This window comes from Pseudomonas sp. RC10, from assembly GCF_038397775.1.
GTDB classification, from domain to species: Bacteria; Pseudomonadota; Gammaproteobacteria; order Pseudomonadales; family Pseudomonadaceae; genus Aquipseudomonas; species Aquipseudomonas bambusae.
Window position 1 is genome coordinate 3,146,653 of sequence record NZ_CP151650.1, and the last position, 15,979, is coordinate 3,162,631.

Consider the following 15,979-nt stretch of genomic DNA (forward strand, 5'->3'; position numbering starts at 1 on the left):
GTCGTCAGATGCCCTGCAATTGATTGCGATAGTGCTGATAAACCGTATGGTACGCGGCCACGTGTTCAGGCAGCGGTTTCGTTTCGCTGCTGGCGTCGAGGCTGACGCAACGTTCGCACAGCGCCTGCAACGACTCGTTGCCGCCGCCGGTGTGTGAGTGGCACCAGGCCGCCTGAATTGCCGCGCCAAGGGCGGCCGCTTCAGTGCCGGTGGTACAGACGACCGGGGTGTCCATGATATCGGCGACGATCTGCCGCCAGACCGCGCTTTTCGCGCCGCCGCCGATCAGCCGGATGTTGGCGCTTTTGATCCCGCTCTCACGCAACAGGTCCAGCCCGTAACGCAGGCCGAAGGTGGTGCCCTCGACCACGGCGCGGCACAGGTTGGCCTGGGTCAGGTTGGTGCTGTCCAGACCGAGGATGCTGCCGGTGGCGTGGGGCAGGGCGGGAACGCGTTCGCCGTTGAGGAACGGCAGCATCAGCACGCCTTGGGCACCGATGGGCGACGAGGCGATGGCGGCGTTGAACGCCCCGATGTCCAGCGCGAACAGCTCGCGGATGACGCTGGTGGCGTTGGTCAGGTTCATGGTGCAGATCAGCGGTAGCCAGCCACCGGACGACGAGCAGAACGTCGCGACCGAAGGCTGTGCGCTGACGTTGCCCGCCTCGGCGAAGGCGTACACGGTGCCCGACGAGCCGAGGCTCATCGTGATCGAACCCGGCGTGATGTTGCCGGTGCCGATGGCGCCCATCATGTTGTCACCGCCACCGCTGGAAACGATGGCCTCAGGGTTGAGGCCCAGACGTTCAGCGATGGCGGGCAAGATCTTGCCCACGGGTTCATGGGCGTCGAGCAGGGTCGGCAGCGCCTTGACCAACCGGCCCGTCGGGTCGATGTGGTCGAGGATGTCGACGTCCCATTCCCGGGTGCGCACGTTGAAATAGCCGGTGCCGGACGCATCGCCGAACTCGCTGCAGCAGCGCCCGGTCAGCCAGTAATTGAGGAAGTCGTGGGGCAGCAGGATCTTGTCGATCCGAGCGAACAGCTCCGGGAACTGCTCTTTGGTCCAGAGCAGCTTGGAAACGGTGTAGCCCGGCGCGATGGCGATACCCAGGCGTTCCAGTGAGCCGGATTCGCCCCCCAGATACGCCAGCAGACGATCGTTCTCGGGCGCCGATTCGGTATCGCACCAGAGCTTGGCCGGGCGCAGCACGTGGCCCAGTTCGTCGATCATCACCAGGCCGTGCTGCTGGCCGGACACGCCGATGCCCTGAATCTCGGCACCGCTGATCCCCGCTTGCGCCAACGCCGCAGCCGTTGCCTCTTCGAAGGCGGTCAGCCATTCCTGCACGTCCTGTTCCCGACGCCCGTTAGCGCCGCTGATCATGTGGTGCGCGCCTGAGCCTTCGCCCAGAACCTTGCCGCTGGCCGCATCAAGCACGATGGCCTTGGTGCCTTGGGTGCCGCAATCGATGCCAAGAAACATGTTCACCTCTTTACCTCTGACGATCAGAGGGTTTTCGCCAACAGGTTTTCCAGGGTTTTGCTGACGCCGAGCTGCTTGAGGCTGTTCAGGTTTTTCTCGAACGAGGCCACGAATTCAGCGGATTTCGGAATCGCTGCGCCGAAGATTTCCTCGACTTCCAGCAGGCGTTGCGTCACCAGCACGTCATCGGCCACCAGCGCTTTGCAGAAGTCGGCGCGAGGATCGACGACCTTGTACTCGACGCCGTTTTCACCCTTGAAATCGCCGGTTCTGTTGCCTTGCAGGTACAAGGCCCAGGCAGCGACCACGAGAGAGGCGCGGTCCATGTCGCCGTTGTCGACGATCAGGCGGTTGATGGTTGGCACCGTGAATTTCGGGAATTTCGACGAGCCATCCGAGCACACACGCTCCAGTTGGTCGGCAATCGCCTGATTGGAGAAGCGGTCGATCAGCGTCTGTTTGTAGTCGGTCAGGTCGATGCCGGGCACGGGCGCCAGTTGTGGCGTGACGTCCAGGTCCATGTAGGTGCGGATGTAATCGACGAACAGCGGATCGTTCATGGTTTCGTGAACGAAGCGGTAGCCTTTCAGCGCACCGAGGTAAGTCAGGGCCAAATGGCTACCGTTAAGCAGCTTGATCTTCATTTCTTCGTACGGCGTAACGTCGTCGGTGAACTGCACGCCGACTTTTTCCCACGCCGGACGGCCGTTGACGAACTTGTCTTCCAGCACCCACTGCACAAACGGCTCGCAGACCACCGGCCAGGCGTCATCAATCCCTTTTGCATCGTGCAATTGCAGGCGGTGGGCGGTGCTGGTCATTGGCGTGATGCGGTCGACCATGGCGTTGGGGAAGCTGACGTTGGCGGCGATCCAGTCGTGCAGTTCGGCGTCGCGCAGTTTGGCGAACGCCAGCAGCGCTTTGCGGGTCACGGCGCCGTTGTGCGGCAGGTTATCGCACGACATCAGGGTGAACGCAGGCGTGCCCTCGGCGCGGCGTTTGGCCAGCGCGGCGCACAGGTAACCAAACACGGTCTTCGGCGTGGCGGGGTGCGCGAGGTCGTGCTGGATCTGCGGCAGGTGGCTCATGAACTCGCCGGTGCTGTCGTCGATGCAATAGCCGCCTTCGGTGATGGTCAGCGAGACGATGCGAATCTCGGGGCTGGCGAGCTTGTCGATCAGCGCGAGGTCGTTGTCGGTGGACATCAGCATCTGGCTCATGGCGCCGATGATGCGGGTCTCGGTGTCGGGCGTGTCGCCCAGTTCGAACAGGGTGTAGAGGAAGTCCTGGTCTTTGAGCGCTTCGAAGTTGTTGCGGTCTTCTTCACGCAGGCTAACGCCGCAGATGGCCCAGTCCAGGCCTTCGCCTTTGTTCATTAGCGCGTCGGTGTAGAACGCCTGATGCGCGCGGTGAAAGCCACCGACGCCAATGTGGGCGATGCCCTGACGGCGGTCTTCGAGGGCGTAGGCGGGCAGATTTATGCCATCACCCAGGTTCGACAGGTTCTGTTTGTTCAGTTTCATGACTGCATTCCCGATTCTGTGAGGGCCGCCGGCTCAGGCAGCGGCCTGCAAGGCTTTACGGATGACCTGGCCCTGTGCGTCGAACAGGTGGCAGTGGGCGCTGTCCAGGTGCAGGTTCAGGGTTTCGCCGTACTGGCTGGCGAGGTCCCCGCGAATACGCATGGTCAGCGCTTCGCCGGATTGCGTGCGGACGTGGCAATAGGTGTCGCTGCCCAGGCGTTCGCTGACGTCGGCGACCACTTGCAACTGGCAGTCACCCGCATTGGCCAGCTCCAGATGCTCCGGACGAATGCCTAGGGTCACGGCGTCGCCCACACTTTGTTGGGCGTTGGTGAACGGCAGATTGATCTTCGTCCCGGCATCGAGGGTGACTTCACAGCCGTTGGTGTCCACGCGGCTGACCTTGCCCTTGAGGAAGCCCATTTTCGGCGTGCCGAGAAAGCCTGCCACGAACAGGTTGGCGGGGTGGTGATACAGCTCAAGAGGGGAACCGACCTGTTCCACGCGACCGCCATTCAACACGACCACCTTGTCGGCCAGGGTCATGGCTTCGACCTGATCGTGGGTCACGTAGATCATGGTCGCTTCCAGCTCTTTGTGCAGGCGCGAGAGCTCCAGACGTGTCTGCACCCGCAGGGCGGCGTCGAGGTTGGACAGCGGTTCGTCGAACAGGAAGATTTTCGGGTTGCGCACGATGGCGCGACCGATGGCCACACGCTGGCGCTGACCGCCGGACAGTTGCTTGGGTTTGCGTTCCAGCAGCGGGCCGAGTTCCAGAATGCGTGCAGCTTCGGCGACCTTCTTCTCGACTTCGGCTTTTGGCGTACCGGCCAGATCCAGCGCGAATGAGAGGTTCTTGCCCACGGTCATGTGCGGGTACAGGGCGTAGGTCTGGAACACCATCGCCAGGTCGCGCTTGGCCGGGGTGACTTGGGTGATCTCGCGGCCATCGAGTTCGATGCTGCCGCTGGTGACGTCCTCGAGACCGGCGATCAGGCGCAGCAGGGTGGATTTGCCGCAGCCCGACGGGCCGACGAACACCACGAATTCGCGGTCTTTGACGTCCAGGTCGATGCCTTTGATGATCTGGTGGCCGTCGAAGCCTTTTTGTAGATTTCTGATTGTCAGGTTAGCCATAGTGGGCTCCAGTCTTATTCTTCAAAGTACAGACACTAAAATTCTGCTTCTGCCCGGAGGGCTGCCGGGGTGGCGCTCCACCTTGCCTGCGATCTGCTGGGAACCAGCAGTAAAACCTTGCGACCGTGCCGTGTCAGGAGAATCACAATGTTCGGATTTGCTGCCGGTGCCCGGCAGATCGCGAGCAAGCTTGCTCCTACGGCCTGCGGCCAGAATCAAGAGCAGACAGTGGCGTCTTCATTTCACCGCACCAAACGACAAACCGCGAACCAGTTGTTTCTGGCTGATCCAGCCGAAGATCAGGATCGGCGCGCAGGCCAGGGTCGAGACCGCAGACAACTTGGCCCAGAACAGCCCCTCGGGACTTGAATACGAGGCGATCAGCGCGGTCAGCGGAGCGGCGTTCGATGAGGTCAGGTTCAGCGACCAGAATGCCTCGTTCCAGCACAGGATCAGCGACAGCAGCGCCGTCGAGGCCAGGCCCCCTTTGCAGATCGGGATCAGCACCTTGAAGATTTCCTGGCGTGTGGTGGCGCCGTCCAGCCGCGAGGCTTCGAGGATTTCCCCCGGGATGTCCTTGAAGTAGGTGTAAATCATCCAGACCACGATCGGCAGGTTGATCAGCGTGTAGATCGCGATCAGCGCCAGACGCGAATCCAGCAGGCCGAACGTCTTGGCCAGCAGGTAAATCGGCATCAGCACGCCCACCGGCGGCAGCATCTTGGTGGAGAGCATCCACAGCAGCGTGCTCTTGGTGCGCTTGGTTTCGAAGAACGCCATGGAGTAGGCGGCCGGGACCGAAATCAGCAGGCACAGGATCGTCGCGCTGAAGGAAATCAGGATCGAGTTCCAGGCGAAGTGGAAGTAGTCGCTGCGCTCCTGAATGTGCAAGTAGTTTTCCAGCGTTGGCGTGAAAATGAACTGCGGCGGGGTGGCGAACGCGTCGATCTCGGTCTTGAAGCTGGTCAGCACCATCCAGAAGATCGGGAAGAAAATCAGCGCCGCGATCACCCATGACAAGGTGCCAAGGAGCACGCTTTGCAGGCGACGGGATTGTTTGAGCGTCATCATGACCTTGCCCTCAAGACTTGTCGGTGAGGTTTTTGCCGATCATCCGGATCAGGATGATGGCGGCAATGTTGGCAATGACCACGGCAATCAAGCCGCCCGCCGATGCCATGCCCACGTCGAATTGCAACAGCGCCTGGTTGTAGATCAGGTACGCGAGGTTGGTCGAAGCGAAGCCCGGACCGCCGTTGGTGGTGGTGAAGATTTCCGCGAACACCGACAGCAGGAAGATGGTTTCGATCATCACGACGACAGCGATGGGGCGCGCGAGGTGGGGCAGGGTCAGGTGCCAGAAGATCGCGATGGGGCCCGCGCCGTCGAGACGTGCGGCTTCTTTCTGTTCCTGGTCCAGCGACTGCATGGCGGTCATCAGGATCAGGATGGCGAACGGCAGCCACTGCCACGACACGATGATGATGATCGACAGCATCGGGTAATTGGCCAGCCAGTCCACAGGCTGCGCGCCGAACAGCTTCCAGACGGCGGCGAGGATCCCCGAGACCGGGTGGAAAATCAGGTTCTTCCAGATCAGCGCACTGACGGTGGGCATGATGAAGAACGGCGAGATCAGCAGCACACGCACGATGCCGCGACCGAGGAATTCAGTGGCTTCCAGCAGCGCGGAAATCAGCACGCCGAGGATCACGCTGATGGCCAGCACACTGCCGACCAGCAACAGGGTGTTCATCGCACCGGGGAAAAAGCCCGAGTCGGTGACGAAGTACTGAAAGTTCTCAAGACCGACGAATTCGTTCTCGCCGGGGTTGAGCAGGTTGTAGCGGATCAGCGAGAAATAGATGGTCATGCCCAGCGGGACGATCATCCAGACCAGTAGCAACAGCACCGATGGGCTGACCAGAAACCAGCCGGGCTTGGTAACGCTGCCTTTCTGTTGGTCTTTATCGCCAGCCGTGGCCGTGCGAGGGGGAAGGGTTGAGGTGTTCATGATGACTCCGAACCGGGGCAGTAGCTAAGCGGGGCAGCAGGGAGAAAATCCCCGCTGCTGCCTTGAAACAGACGGGATCAACCCTTTTTCGGGTAGCCCGCGCGTTTCATGTCACGCTCGGTCGCGCTTTGTGCCTGGGTCAGCGCAGCGTCCACGGTGGTCGAACCCACCAGTGCCGCCGAGAATTGCTGACCGACGTTGGTGCCGATCTGCTGGAACTCGGGGATGGTCACCAGTTGAATGCCGACGTACGGAACCGGCTTCAGGGTCGGCGTTTTTGGCGTCACGGCCTTGAGGGATTCCAGGGTGATGTTGGCGAACGGCGCCGCTTTCTTGTAATCGTCGGTGTAGGTCGAGGCGCGAGTGCCTGGCGGTACGTTGGACACGCCGTCGGTTTTCGCGACGAGGGCCGCGTACTCTTTCGACGTTGCCCACTCGGTGAACGCGCGGGCGTCCTTGTCGTTCTTGGCGCTGGTCGGAATCGCCAGGGCCCACGAGTACAGCCATGCCGAGCCTTTGTCGGTGACTTCGTGCGGCGCGTAAGTGAAGCCGACGCTGTCCGCGACCTTGCTCTGGGACTTGTCGGTCACGAAGGAACCGGCGACGCTGGCGTCGACCCAGATGGCGCACTTGCCGCTGTTGAACAGCGCCAGGTTTTCGTTGAAACCGTTGCTGGAGGCGCCGGGAGGGCCGTCTTTCTTCATCACGTTGGTGTAGAAAGTCAGCGCGTTTTTCCACTCAGGCTGATCGAACTGTGGTTTCCACTGCTCGTCGAACCAGCGCGCGCCAAAGGAGTTGGCGACGGTGCTGATCAGCGCCATGTTCTCACCCCAGCCCGCCTTGCCACGCAGGCAGATGCCGTACTGTTCTTTCGATTTGTCGGTGAGTTTGTCGGCAAATTCGGAAATCTGGGTCCAGGTCGGACGTTCCGGCATGGTCAGGCCAGCGGCCTGAAAAAGGTCTTTGCGGTAGTAGGTGATCGAGCTTTCGGCGTAGAACGGCAGGGCGAACAGCTTGCCGTCGACGGACAGGCCGTCACGCACCGATGGGAATACGTCATCCAGCGCGTAGGACGCTGGCAGATCATTCATCTCTTTGAGCCAGCCCTTGGCGCCCCAGAGTGAGGCTTCGTACATGCCGATGGTCAACACGTCGAACTGGCCGCCCTTGGTGGCGATGTCCGTGGTCAGGCGTTGACGCAGCACGTTCTCTTCGAGGACGACCCATTTCAGTTTGATGTCGGGATGCTGTTCTTCGAAGGTCTTGGACAGCCGCTGCATGCGGATCATGTCGCTGTTGTTGACGGTGGCGATGGTGACGTCGCCCGCCGTTGCGCTGTTGCAGAGGGTCAATCCGAGAGTGAGACAGGTGCCAGCGAGCAGAACGTTTGCAGAGGTCTTCATGTTTCTCTCCTCTTCTGCGCCCAATGAACGACAGAAGCCTGGTTATTGTTGTTGTTCCTTCCGGAGTCTGGAGGAAGTCAGTTGATTACAACGGTCCGCACGGCCAATGACAAATCCTGCGGCGCACTTGAACTGATACTTTCTTGCACTGAGAGTTCAGGCAGCAATACACCAAAACTGCGTTCCGGCAGGGTGCGGCGCAGTTCCAGCGTAGTCGACGGGGGCGTAGAGGGGGCGAATCAGTACAGGTTTTGTTCGGTCAGGCGCTGCACCGCCAGGCGGCGATAGTGCGAGGGCGTCATGCCTTTAAGCTGCTGGAAGCGTCGGTTGAAGTTGGAAATGTTGTTGAAACCGGATTCGAAACACACGTCGGTGACCGGCTTGTCGCCGTCCGCCAGCAGCTCGCAGGACTTGCTGATCCGCAGCCGATTGACGAACTCGACGAACGTCCGGCCAGTGGCTTGCTTGAACACACGGGAGAAATAGGTGGGCTTCATGCCCAGGTAGTCCGCTACTTCTTCCAGGGTCAGTTCCCGGGCGTAGTGGGTAAAAATGTAGTCCACGGCCTTGTTGGTGCGCTCGACGGCATGGTCGTCTGACAGTTGTGATGCCGTCGTTCCAGACAGCAGCTGGAAATCGTCACTGGCCGCCAGCAGCTCGAACAGAATGAAGAAGTGGCCTAGCCGGGTCATGCCGCTGGAATCGGCAATCTTCTGCATCAGCTTCATCGCCTGACGGATTGTGCGCTTGTCGCGAAACTCGATTCCGTACTGCGCGCGCTCCAGCAGCGGCGTCAGGGTTTTCAGCTCGGCAAACACCTGATTGCCGGTCTCCAGCAACTCTTCCGTGAAGTTCACCAGCATGTCGCGCTTGGGCACGACTTCGTCTTCTTCGACCTGGCTGATCCAGTTGTGCGGAAGATTGGGGCCGGTGAGAAACAGCGTGCCGGGGTAAAAATTGCCGATGTAATCACCGACGAACACCTTGCCGGAACTCGCCACAATCAGGTGCAGCTCGTATTCCTTGTGAAAATGCCAGCGCACCAACGGGCACGGAAAACCATGCTCGCGGTAGATGATCGACAGGCCATTGTGATCGTCCATCAACTCATAGGACGGATCGGTGATTCTTGTTGTTTTGGTCATGCGGTTGCCGGAGTTCGGGGACGTGCGTGAGGGTAATGTGCACTATTTGTTGCGCGGAATACAGCAGCCCCCCTCAAACGAACACGACCTCCACCCGGCCTTCCTTGCGTGAACGAGGGGCCGCCTTCACTACGATCTGCACGTCTCGGCCGAGGCGTGCCAGGCAGTCGATCATTTTGGTTTCGCTGATGCCGCGAAATCTTCCTCTCAGCATTTCCGACACCTTCGGTTGTGGCATGCCCAGGATTTCTGCGGCCTGAGCCTGGGTCAGGTGTCGCGCTTTGAGAATGCTGCCGATTTTTGCTGCCAACTGGGCCTTGACCAGCATTTCCCCCGCATCCGGGAGGCCAAGGTCGGCATAGACGTTGCCGCTGCCGTGTTCGATTTCAGTCATGTTTCATTCCTTTCCAGTGGGTTTCGGCGGCCATGAGCCGAGCCTTGATCATGTCGATGTCAGGCTGGGGTGTCTGGATGCCCCGATTCGATTTTTTCTGAAAGCAGTGCAGCACATACACCGCCTCGCCGAACCGTAAGGTGTAGATCGCTCTGTACGTGTTTCCTTGGCAGTCCTCAACCACCTCCAATACGCCGGCGTGGCCGAAACCTTTCAACGGCTTGGCATCAGAATGCTTACCACCGGTTTGCGCCAGATACAGCGCATAACCAAACGTATCCTGGACCTCGGCGGGCATGCTGGTGAGATCCTTTCTGCTGCTGGCCATCCAAAAAAGCGCTTTCTCAAATCCGTAAGACATGGCTGAAATTATACCTATATGGGTATCAAGTCAATCTGTCGTCTTTGCAACGACAGCCCAGGCCGGTCACTATCATGACCCACGACCTCATGTGCCATTTGAGAACTGTTACCCCATGAAAAAAATCCTCGTCATCGGCATCGGCGCGGGCAATCCTGAGCACATCACGGTTCAGGCGATCAAGGCGTTGAACCGCGCGGCGGTGTTTTTCATTCTCGACAAGGGCTATGCCGATGACGAGTTGCTGCGCTTGCGGCGGGAGATTTGTGAGCGGTACATCGAAGGCGATGGGTATCGACTGGTGCAGGTGCAGGACCCTCGGCGTGAGGACGATCCTGTTTCGTATCAGAACGGCATCGAGCATTGGCATGAGCAGCGCGCGGCGTTGTTCGAGCGCTTGATCGCTGATGAGGTGAAGGCGGGCGAGACCGGTGGGTTTCTGGTGTGGGGCGACCCTGGGCTGTACGACAGCACGCTGCGGATTCTCGACCGGGTGCTGGCGCGGGGGAACGAGGTGTTCGGTGTCGAGGTGATTCCGGGGATCACCAGCGTGCAGGCGCTGGTGGCGCAGCATGGGATTCCCTTGAACCGGATCGGCGAACCCATTCAGATCACCACAGGGCGGCGGCTGGCTCAGGCATCAGGTGATGACATTGATAACGTGGTGGTGATGCTCGATGCGCACTGCACGTTCGAGCGCTTCGTCGCGCAGGACCTTTACATCTACTGGGGCGCGTACCTTGGGACCGAGGACGAGGTCCTGATTTCGGGGCCATTGAGAGACGTGAGCGAGCGGATCAAGCAGACGCGGGAAGCGGCGAGGGGGAGGAAGGGGTGGATCATGGACACCTATCTGCTGCGGCGTCACATGCGCTGACTTTGCCACGGGCACCGTTCTGAGTGTGGGAGCGAATTCATTCGCGAACAGATCGTGCAGGCGACGGGGATGTATCGTCTGTTCTATCGATTCGCGAATGAATTCGCTCCCACAGTCAATCTCTGGCGTGCATCCAGATCCGGCACGCCGCAGGGAGAGCCCAAGCGAGATCTACCCTGATCGAAGGCTTGCGCGTAACAAGGACGTGTCTCACTCCCTGCGATTCTTCGCTTCGATCCACTGCGACATGTACTGCGTGCTTTTGTGCTGATGGTGCCGGAGCATCGCGCCAGTGAAGTTGGCGGCACGGTGGGCCGGCAGATCGCCTAGCAACTGTTGGATGCGCTCAATCAGCGTTTTGCCGTGCACCTCGAACCTAAAGCGCGACTGCAGCACCTGCCAGCCCGCTGACTGCGCCTGATTCCAGGCGGCCCGATCGGTATACAGTCGAACGGCTTCAGCGGCCAACCCTTGAGCATCCCACGCCACGGCACCGGGAAATGGCAGCTCGCCATGCATCCCCTCGGCCCCGATGGGGGTGGTCACCGTCGGCGTGCCGCAGGCCATCGCATCCATCACCTTGCCCTTGATGCCAGCTCCAAACCGCAGCGGAGCGAGGGACACCCGCGCCGCTGACATCACCTCAAGCGCATCCTCGGCCCAATCCTTGATGTGAAACCCTTGCGCCGCATTGTGCAGTGCCGTGGCCTTGGGCGGCGTGTACGCGCCATACACATGCAGCTGCGCGCTTGGCAGGCGTTGGCGAATCAGCGGCCAGATCGCGTTCTTCAGCCACAAAACGGCATCCCAGTTGGGCGCATGGCGGAAGTTGCCGATGGTCAGGAAGTGTTCGCGCTCGTCATAACCCCGGCCATGGGAGGGCACGTCGCGGAGCATTAACGGGCAGAGGTGCAGTAATTCGGCGGGCACCCGGAAATGCCGGGTCAGCAGATCGATTTCGACCTCGGACACCACCAGATTCAGGTCGCAGCGATAAAACGAGGCGATTTCCCGCTGGGCCAGATCGGACACCGCCATGCGCTTGAACAGCTCGGCGTCGGGCTCGGCCAACAGGGCATCGGAACAGTCCTCGCCCGCCTTGATCACGTCCTTGAGCATCTGGTGCCGGGCATGGCGCAAACTCTGCACATCGCAGGTTTCCATCACGCGCAGCGCGTTGGGCGCGTGTTTCTCGACCCGCCAGCCGAACTGCTCCTCCATCAGGAACTGATCGAAGAGCACCACCTCAGGTTGAAGGTCAGCGACGAAGCTGTCGAAGCGGCTGTCGTTCACGGCGATGGCCACTTCATCGATGCCCAGGCTCGCCAGGTCAGCGCGGCGCTCACCTTCGGTCGCCGCGCTGGCAAACGTGATGCGCCAGCCCTGTTCGAGAAAGCAGTCGATCAGTTGCATGACATGGCCGCTGGCGGCCGAAGAGCGTGGCTCCGGCCATACGTAACCGATGATCAGGACATGAAGGGCGCGCGTGGCCGGGGAGGGAAGGTCACTTGCCAAGGATGCCGTTGACCTTGTCACGCAGTTGATCGATGGAGAACGGCTTGCCGATCAGGTGCATCCCGGGCGGCACGTCGATGTTTTCCGCATAGCCACTGGCGAACAGCACCGGCAGCGTCGGGCGCAGCACGGCCGCCTGCTTTGCCAGTTCAGTGCCGTCCATGTCCGGCAGGCCCTTGTCCGTCATCATCAAATCAATGACGTTGCCGCTGTCCTTCAGGAAGGCCAACGCTTCGCTGCCATCGGCCGCTTCGAGCACGGTGTACTCAAGCTCTTCGAGAACGTCGACGATCAACATCCGGACGATGTCATCATCTTCAACCACCAGAATCGTGCTGGTTGGGTCGGACATGAAAATTTCCTTCAAATGGCGAGAGACGGACCGGGCGACTTTCGCCCGGTCTGCTAAAAAATAAAGCCAGTGATTGTGACAAGTTCCAGGCGCCAAAAACACAATTCAATTGAGTGCGATGGCGCGAGGGAATCACTCGAACGTATAGTACGCCGACTTTTGCGTTCTGACTAAAGTCAGAAAATTCAGCCGTGTATGTCAGAAACTGGAGTCTTTTTCTGAACATTGCGGCAAACTCCGTGGTTTAGCCGAATCCGCCTTGGGCCCTTGCGATGATCCAAACCTCTGCCGTCGATGAGCAACGTTTCCGCAAACTTTTAAGCCGCAACGTCAGTTTGCCCCTGGCTGTCGGGGTGCTCAGTGCCGCTTTCTTCGTCATTTTGATCACTTATCTGCTTTCGGTCATCCAGTGGGTCGAACACACGGATCGGGTGATCAACAACATCAACCGCTCGTTGAAGCTCTCGGTGGACATGGAAACCGGCATGCGCGGCTTCCTCCTGACCGGCGACGAGCGTTTCCTGGACCCCTACGAGGTCGCCAAGCCCAGCATCATCTCCGAGCTGAATGGCCTGGAAGAACTGGTCGCCGACAACCCGGATCAGGTCGACCGGTTCAAGCGGCTGGCGGCCATGCAGGAATCCTGGAACCAGTTCGCTCAAGAGATGATCACCCTGCGGCGCAGCGGTGGCGATTACGCGACGCCGATCCAGAACCGCCGCGGCAAGCGGCTGACTGATGAGATTCGCGATCAATACGATCAAGCGGCAAACATCGAGCACCAACTTCGCCTGACTCGCAACACCGACGTGACCCACACGACCATCCTGTCGGTCTCGCTGTACATCGCGTTCATTCTGATCGTCAGCGGTGTTCTGGCGTGGGTCGGTCGTCGCGACATGACGGCGCTGTCGGCCACCTATGCCGCCAACCTCAAGGCCCAACAGGAGGACGCCGAGCGCCTGGCCCACGTGGCCTGGCTGCGCAACGGTCAGAGCGAGCTGGCCGAGCAGGTGATTGGCCAACTGACCCTGAACCTGCTGGGCCGCAACGTGTTGCAATTCTTCGCCCAGTACCTGGGCGCGGTGGTGGCGGCGGTTTACGTGCGTCAGGAGCACGGTGGACTGGTCCGCGTGGCTTCCCATGGTTTTTCTCGCCAGCAAGAATTGCAGGAACAATCGATTTACAGCGGCGAAGGCGTTGTCGGCAAGTCCGCCGAACAGGATGAGATCATCACCCTCAACGACGTGCCGATGGACTATTTCAAGGTCTCGTCGGGTCTGGGCGAAGGCTCGCCACGCAGCGTGATTGTAGTGCCGACCAGCAACGATGATCAGGTCAACGGCGTGATCGAACTGGGCTTCTTGCGTGAGCTGACCGAGCGCGACGTCGAATTCCTCGAACTGGTGGCCGACAACGTCGGCACGTCCATCGAGGCCGCGCGTTATCGCCAGCGTCTGCAGGAAGTGCTGGCCGAGACCCAACAGCTCAACGAAGAACTGCAAGTGCAGCAAGAAGAGCTGCGCACCGCCAACGAAGAGCTGGAAGAGCAGTCGCGGATTCTGAAGGAGTCCCAGGCGCACCTTGAAACCCAGCAAGCCGAGCTGGAGCAGACCAACGAGCAACTGGCTGAACAGAGCAAAGCGCTGGCCGATCAACGCGATGCGCTGGACCGCAACAACGAGGAGCTGAATATCGCGCAGGTCGAGCTGGAAGCCCGCGCCGATGAATTGCAGCGTTCGAGCAAGTACAAATCCGAATTCCTCGCCAACATGTCCCACGAGCTGCGCACGCCGCTGAACAGTTCGTTGATTCTGGCGAAGCTGCTGGCCGAGAACCCCCAGGACAACCTGACCGACGAGCAAGTGACCTTCGCCGAATCGATCTACTCGGCGGGCAACGATCTGCTGAACCTGATCAACGACATCCTCGACATCTCCAAGGTCGAAGCCGGCAAGCTCGACATGCGCCCGGAAAACAGCAGCGTCAGCCGCCTGGTGGACAGCCTGCGCATGACCTTTCAGCCGATTGCCGCCGACAAGCAGTTGCAGTTCAGCGTCGAGGTTCAGCCGGGGGCGCCGGTGTCGCTGTACACCGACCGCCAGCGCCTGGAGCAGATCCTCAAGAACCTGCTGTCCAACGCCATCAAGTTCACTGAAACCGGTTCGGTCAGCCTGACCGTGTCCCGTCAGCCAGGCGAAGGCATTGCCTTCACGGTGCGCGATTCCGGGATCGGCATCGCCCCGGATCAGCAGGAAAGCATCTTCGAGGCCTTCCGTCAGGCGGACGGCACCACCAACCGGCGCTACGGCGGCACCGGCCTGGGGCTGTCGATTTCCCGGGATCTGGCGCGCCTATTGGGCGGTTCGATTTCGGTCACCAGTGAGCCGGGGCAAGGCAGTATTTTCACCCTGGTGCTGCCGGAGGAATACGTCGAGCACGGGCAATTCGTCGAAGAGCCGCCAGCCGCTGCCCACGCCGCACCGGCTTTCGTGCCCGCGCCCACGATTGCCGCCAAGTCCGCACCGCCTGCCGAGGCCGTGCCACGCTTCGCCGACGACCGCGACAAAGCGCCGTTCAGCAAACGCTGCATTCTGGTCATCGAGGACGAAGTGCGCTTCGCCCATATCCTCTACGACCTGGCCCACGAACTGGGCTACCACTGCCTGGTGGCCCACGCCGCCGACGAAGGTTATGACCTGGCGTCGAGTTATCTGCCGGACGCGATCCTGCTGGACATGCGCCTGCCAGACCATTCGGGCCTGACCGTGCTGCAGCGCCTGAAAGAGATGCCGACGACCCGTCACATCCCGGTCCACGTGATTTCCGTCGAAGACCGACAGGAGGCGGCGTTGCAAATGGGCGCCATCGGTTACGCCGTCAAGCCGACCACCCGCGAAGAGTTGAAAGATGTGTTCGCCCGCCTGGAAGCCAAGCTCACCCAGAAAGTGAAGCGTGTGCTGCTGGTCGAGGACGACGCCTTGCAGCGCGACAGCATTGCTCGTCTGATCGGTGACGACGACATCGAAATCACCGCCGTCGGCTTTGCGCAGGACGCGCTGGAACTGCTGCGCGACAACGCCTACGACTGCATGATCATCGACCTGAAACTGCCGGACATGCTGGGCAACGACCTGCTCAAGCGTATGTCCACCGATGAAATTTGTGCGTTCCCGCCGGTCATCGTGTACACCGGTCGCAACCTGACCCGCGACGAAGAAGCCGAGCTGCTCAAGTATTCGCGCACCATCATCATCAAGGGCGCGCGTTCCCCCGAGCGCCTGCTGGACGAGGTCACCCTGTTCCTGCACAAGGTCGAATCGCAGCTGTCGAACGAGCGGCAGAAAATGCTCAAGACCGCCCGCAGCCGCGACCGCGTGTTCGAGGGCCGCAAGATCCTGGTGGTGGACGATGACGTGCGCAACATCTTCGCCCTGACCAGCGCACTGGAGCACAAGGGCGCCATCGTCGAAGTGGGCCGCAACGGCTTCGAAGCGATCGAAAAGCTCAACACGGTGGATGACATCGACTTGGTGCTGATGGACGTGATGATGCCCGAGATGGATGGCTTCGAGGCCACCACGCAGATTCGTAAGGACCCCCGCTGGCGCAAGCTGCCCATCATCGCCGTGACAGCCAAAGCCATGAAGGACGATCAGGAGCGCTGTCTGCAAGCGGGCTCCAACGACTACCTGGCCAAGCCGATCGACCTTGATCGCCTGTTCTCATTGATTCGCGTGTGGCTGCCGAAAATGGAACGTATCTGAATGGA

13 protein-coding genes are annotated in these 15,979 nt (G+C 60.5%); 2 read left to right on the forward strand and 11 right to left on the reverse strand.

Annotation, left to right across the window (positions count from 1 at the left end; all coding sequences use genetic code 11):
• Positions 1-4: 4 nt before the first annotated feature.
• The 9 genes from xylB to AAEO81_RS14595 form a co-directional block, all read right to left on the reverse strand.
• The gene (gene xylB, locus AAEO81_RS14555) at positions 5-1,486 is read right to left on the reverse strand and encodes a xylulokinase (RefSeq protein ID WP_341964282.1); all 1,482 of its coding nucleotides are present in this window, start codon (positions 1,484-1,486) and stop codon (positions 5-7) included.
• Positions 1,487-1,509: 23 nt separating this feature from the next.
• Positions 1,510-3,009 carry a mannitol dehydrogenase family protein gene (locus tag AAEO81_RS14560; protein WP_341964283.1) on the reverse strand — a complete coding sequence of 500 codons (1,500 nt, stop codon included), beginning with the start codon at positions 3,007-3,009 and terminating at the stop codon, positions 1,510-1,512.
• Positions 3,010-3,042: 33 nt separating this feature from the next.
• Complete coding sequence (gene ugpC / locus AAEO81_RS14565) at positions 3,043-4,146, reverse strand: sn-glycerol-3-phosphate ABC transporter ATP-binding protein UgpC (protein WP_341964284.1); 1,104 nt, start codon at positions 4,144-4,146, stop codon at positions 3,043-3,045.
• 237 nt (positions 4,147-4,383) lie between these two features.
• Positions 4,384-5,217 (reverse strand): carbohydrate ABC transporter permease, encoded by an 834-nt coding sequence (locus AAEO81_RS14570; RefSeq protein WP_341964286.1) that lies wholly within the window; start codon positions 5,215-5,217, stop codon positions 4,384-4,386.
• 10 nt (positions 5,218-5,227) lie between these two features.
• Positions 5,228-6,160 carry a sugar ABC transporter permease gene (locus tag AAEO81_RS14575; RefSeq protein WP_166595511.1) on the reverse strand — a complete coding sequence of 311 codons (933 nt, stop codon included), beginning with the start codon at positions 6,158-6,160 and terminating at the stop codon, positions 5,228-5,230.
• A 77-nt stretch (positions 6,161-6,237) separates the two neighbouring features.
• The gene (locus tag AAEO81_RS14580) at positions 6,238-7,563 is read right to left on the reverse strand and encodes a sugar ABC transporter substrate-binding protein (protein WP_341964288.1); all 1,326 of its coding nucleotides are present in this window, start codon (positions 7,561-7,563) and stop codon (positions 6,238-6,240) included.
• 239 nt (positions 7,564-7,802) lie between these two features.
• Positions 7,803-8,708 carry an AraC family transcriptional regulator gene (locus AAEO81_RS14585; protein ID WP_341964289.1) on the reverse strand — a complete coding sequence of 302 codons (906 nt, stop codon included), beginning with the start codon at positions 8,706-8,708 and terminating at the stop codon, positions 7,803-7,805.
• 73 nt (positions 8,709-8,781) lie between these two features.
• On the reverse strand, positions 8,782-9,102 hold the full coding sequence (locus AAEO81_RS14590) for a helix-turn-helix transcriptional regulator (RefSeq protein WP_341964290.1): 321 nt from the start codon (positions 9,100-9,102) through the stop codon (positions 8,782-8,784).
• Entirely contained in the window at positions 9,095-9,430 is a 336-nt protein-coding gene (locus AAEO81_RS14595) for a type II toxin-antitoxin system RelE/ParE family toxin (protein WP_341964536.1), read from the reverse strand. The genes AAEO81_RS14590 and AAEO81_RS14595 overlap by 8 nt, the downstream gene beginning before the upstream one ends.
• Positions 9,431-9,578: 148 nt before the next feature.
• On the opposite strand from AAEO81_RS14595, the gene cobF reads away from it, so the two are divergent.
• Positions 9,579-10,340 (forward strand): precorrin-6A synthase (deacetylating), encoded by a 762-nt coding sequence (gene cobF, locus AAEO81_RS14600; RefSeq protein ID WP_341964291.1) that lies wholly within the window; start codon positions 9,579-9,581, stop codon positions 10,338-10,340.
• Positions 10,341-10,550: 210 nt separating this feature from the next.
• Here cobF and AAEO81_RS14605 read toward each other — a convergent pair whose 3' ends face one another.
• Both AAEO81_RS14605 and AAEO81_RS14610 read right to left on the reverse strand, forming a co-directional pair.
• Positions 10,551-11,753, reverse strand: coding sequence for a glycosyltransferase family 4 protein (locus tag AAEO81_RS14605; protein WP_341964292.1), 1,203 nt, complete (start codon positions 11,751-11,753; stop codon positions 10,551-10,553).
• Between the two features lie 91 nt (positions 11,754-11,844).
• Entirely contained in the window at positions 11,845-12,207 is a 363-nt protein-coding gene (locus AAEO81_RS14610; protein ID WP_341964293.1) for a response regulator, read from the reverse strand.
• Positions 12,208-12,479: 272 nt separating this feature from the next.
• Here AAEO81_RS14610 and AAEO81_RS14615 point away from each other — a divergent pair, with 272 nt between their 5' ends.
• Complete coding sequence (locus AAEO81_RS14615) at positions 12,480-15,974, forward strand: response regulator (protein ID WP_341964294.1); 3,495 nt, start codon at positions 12,480-12,482, stop codon at positions 15,972-15,974.
• The last annotated feature ends 5 nt before the right edge of the window (positions 15,975-15,979 follow it).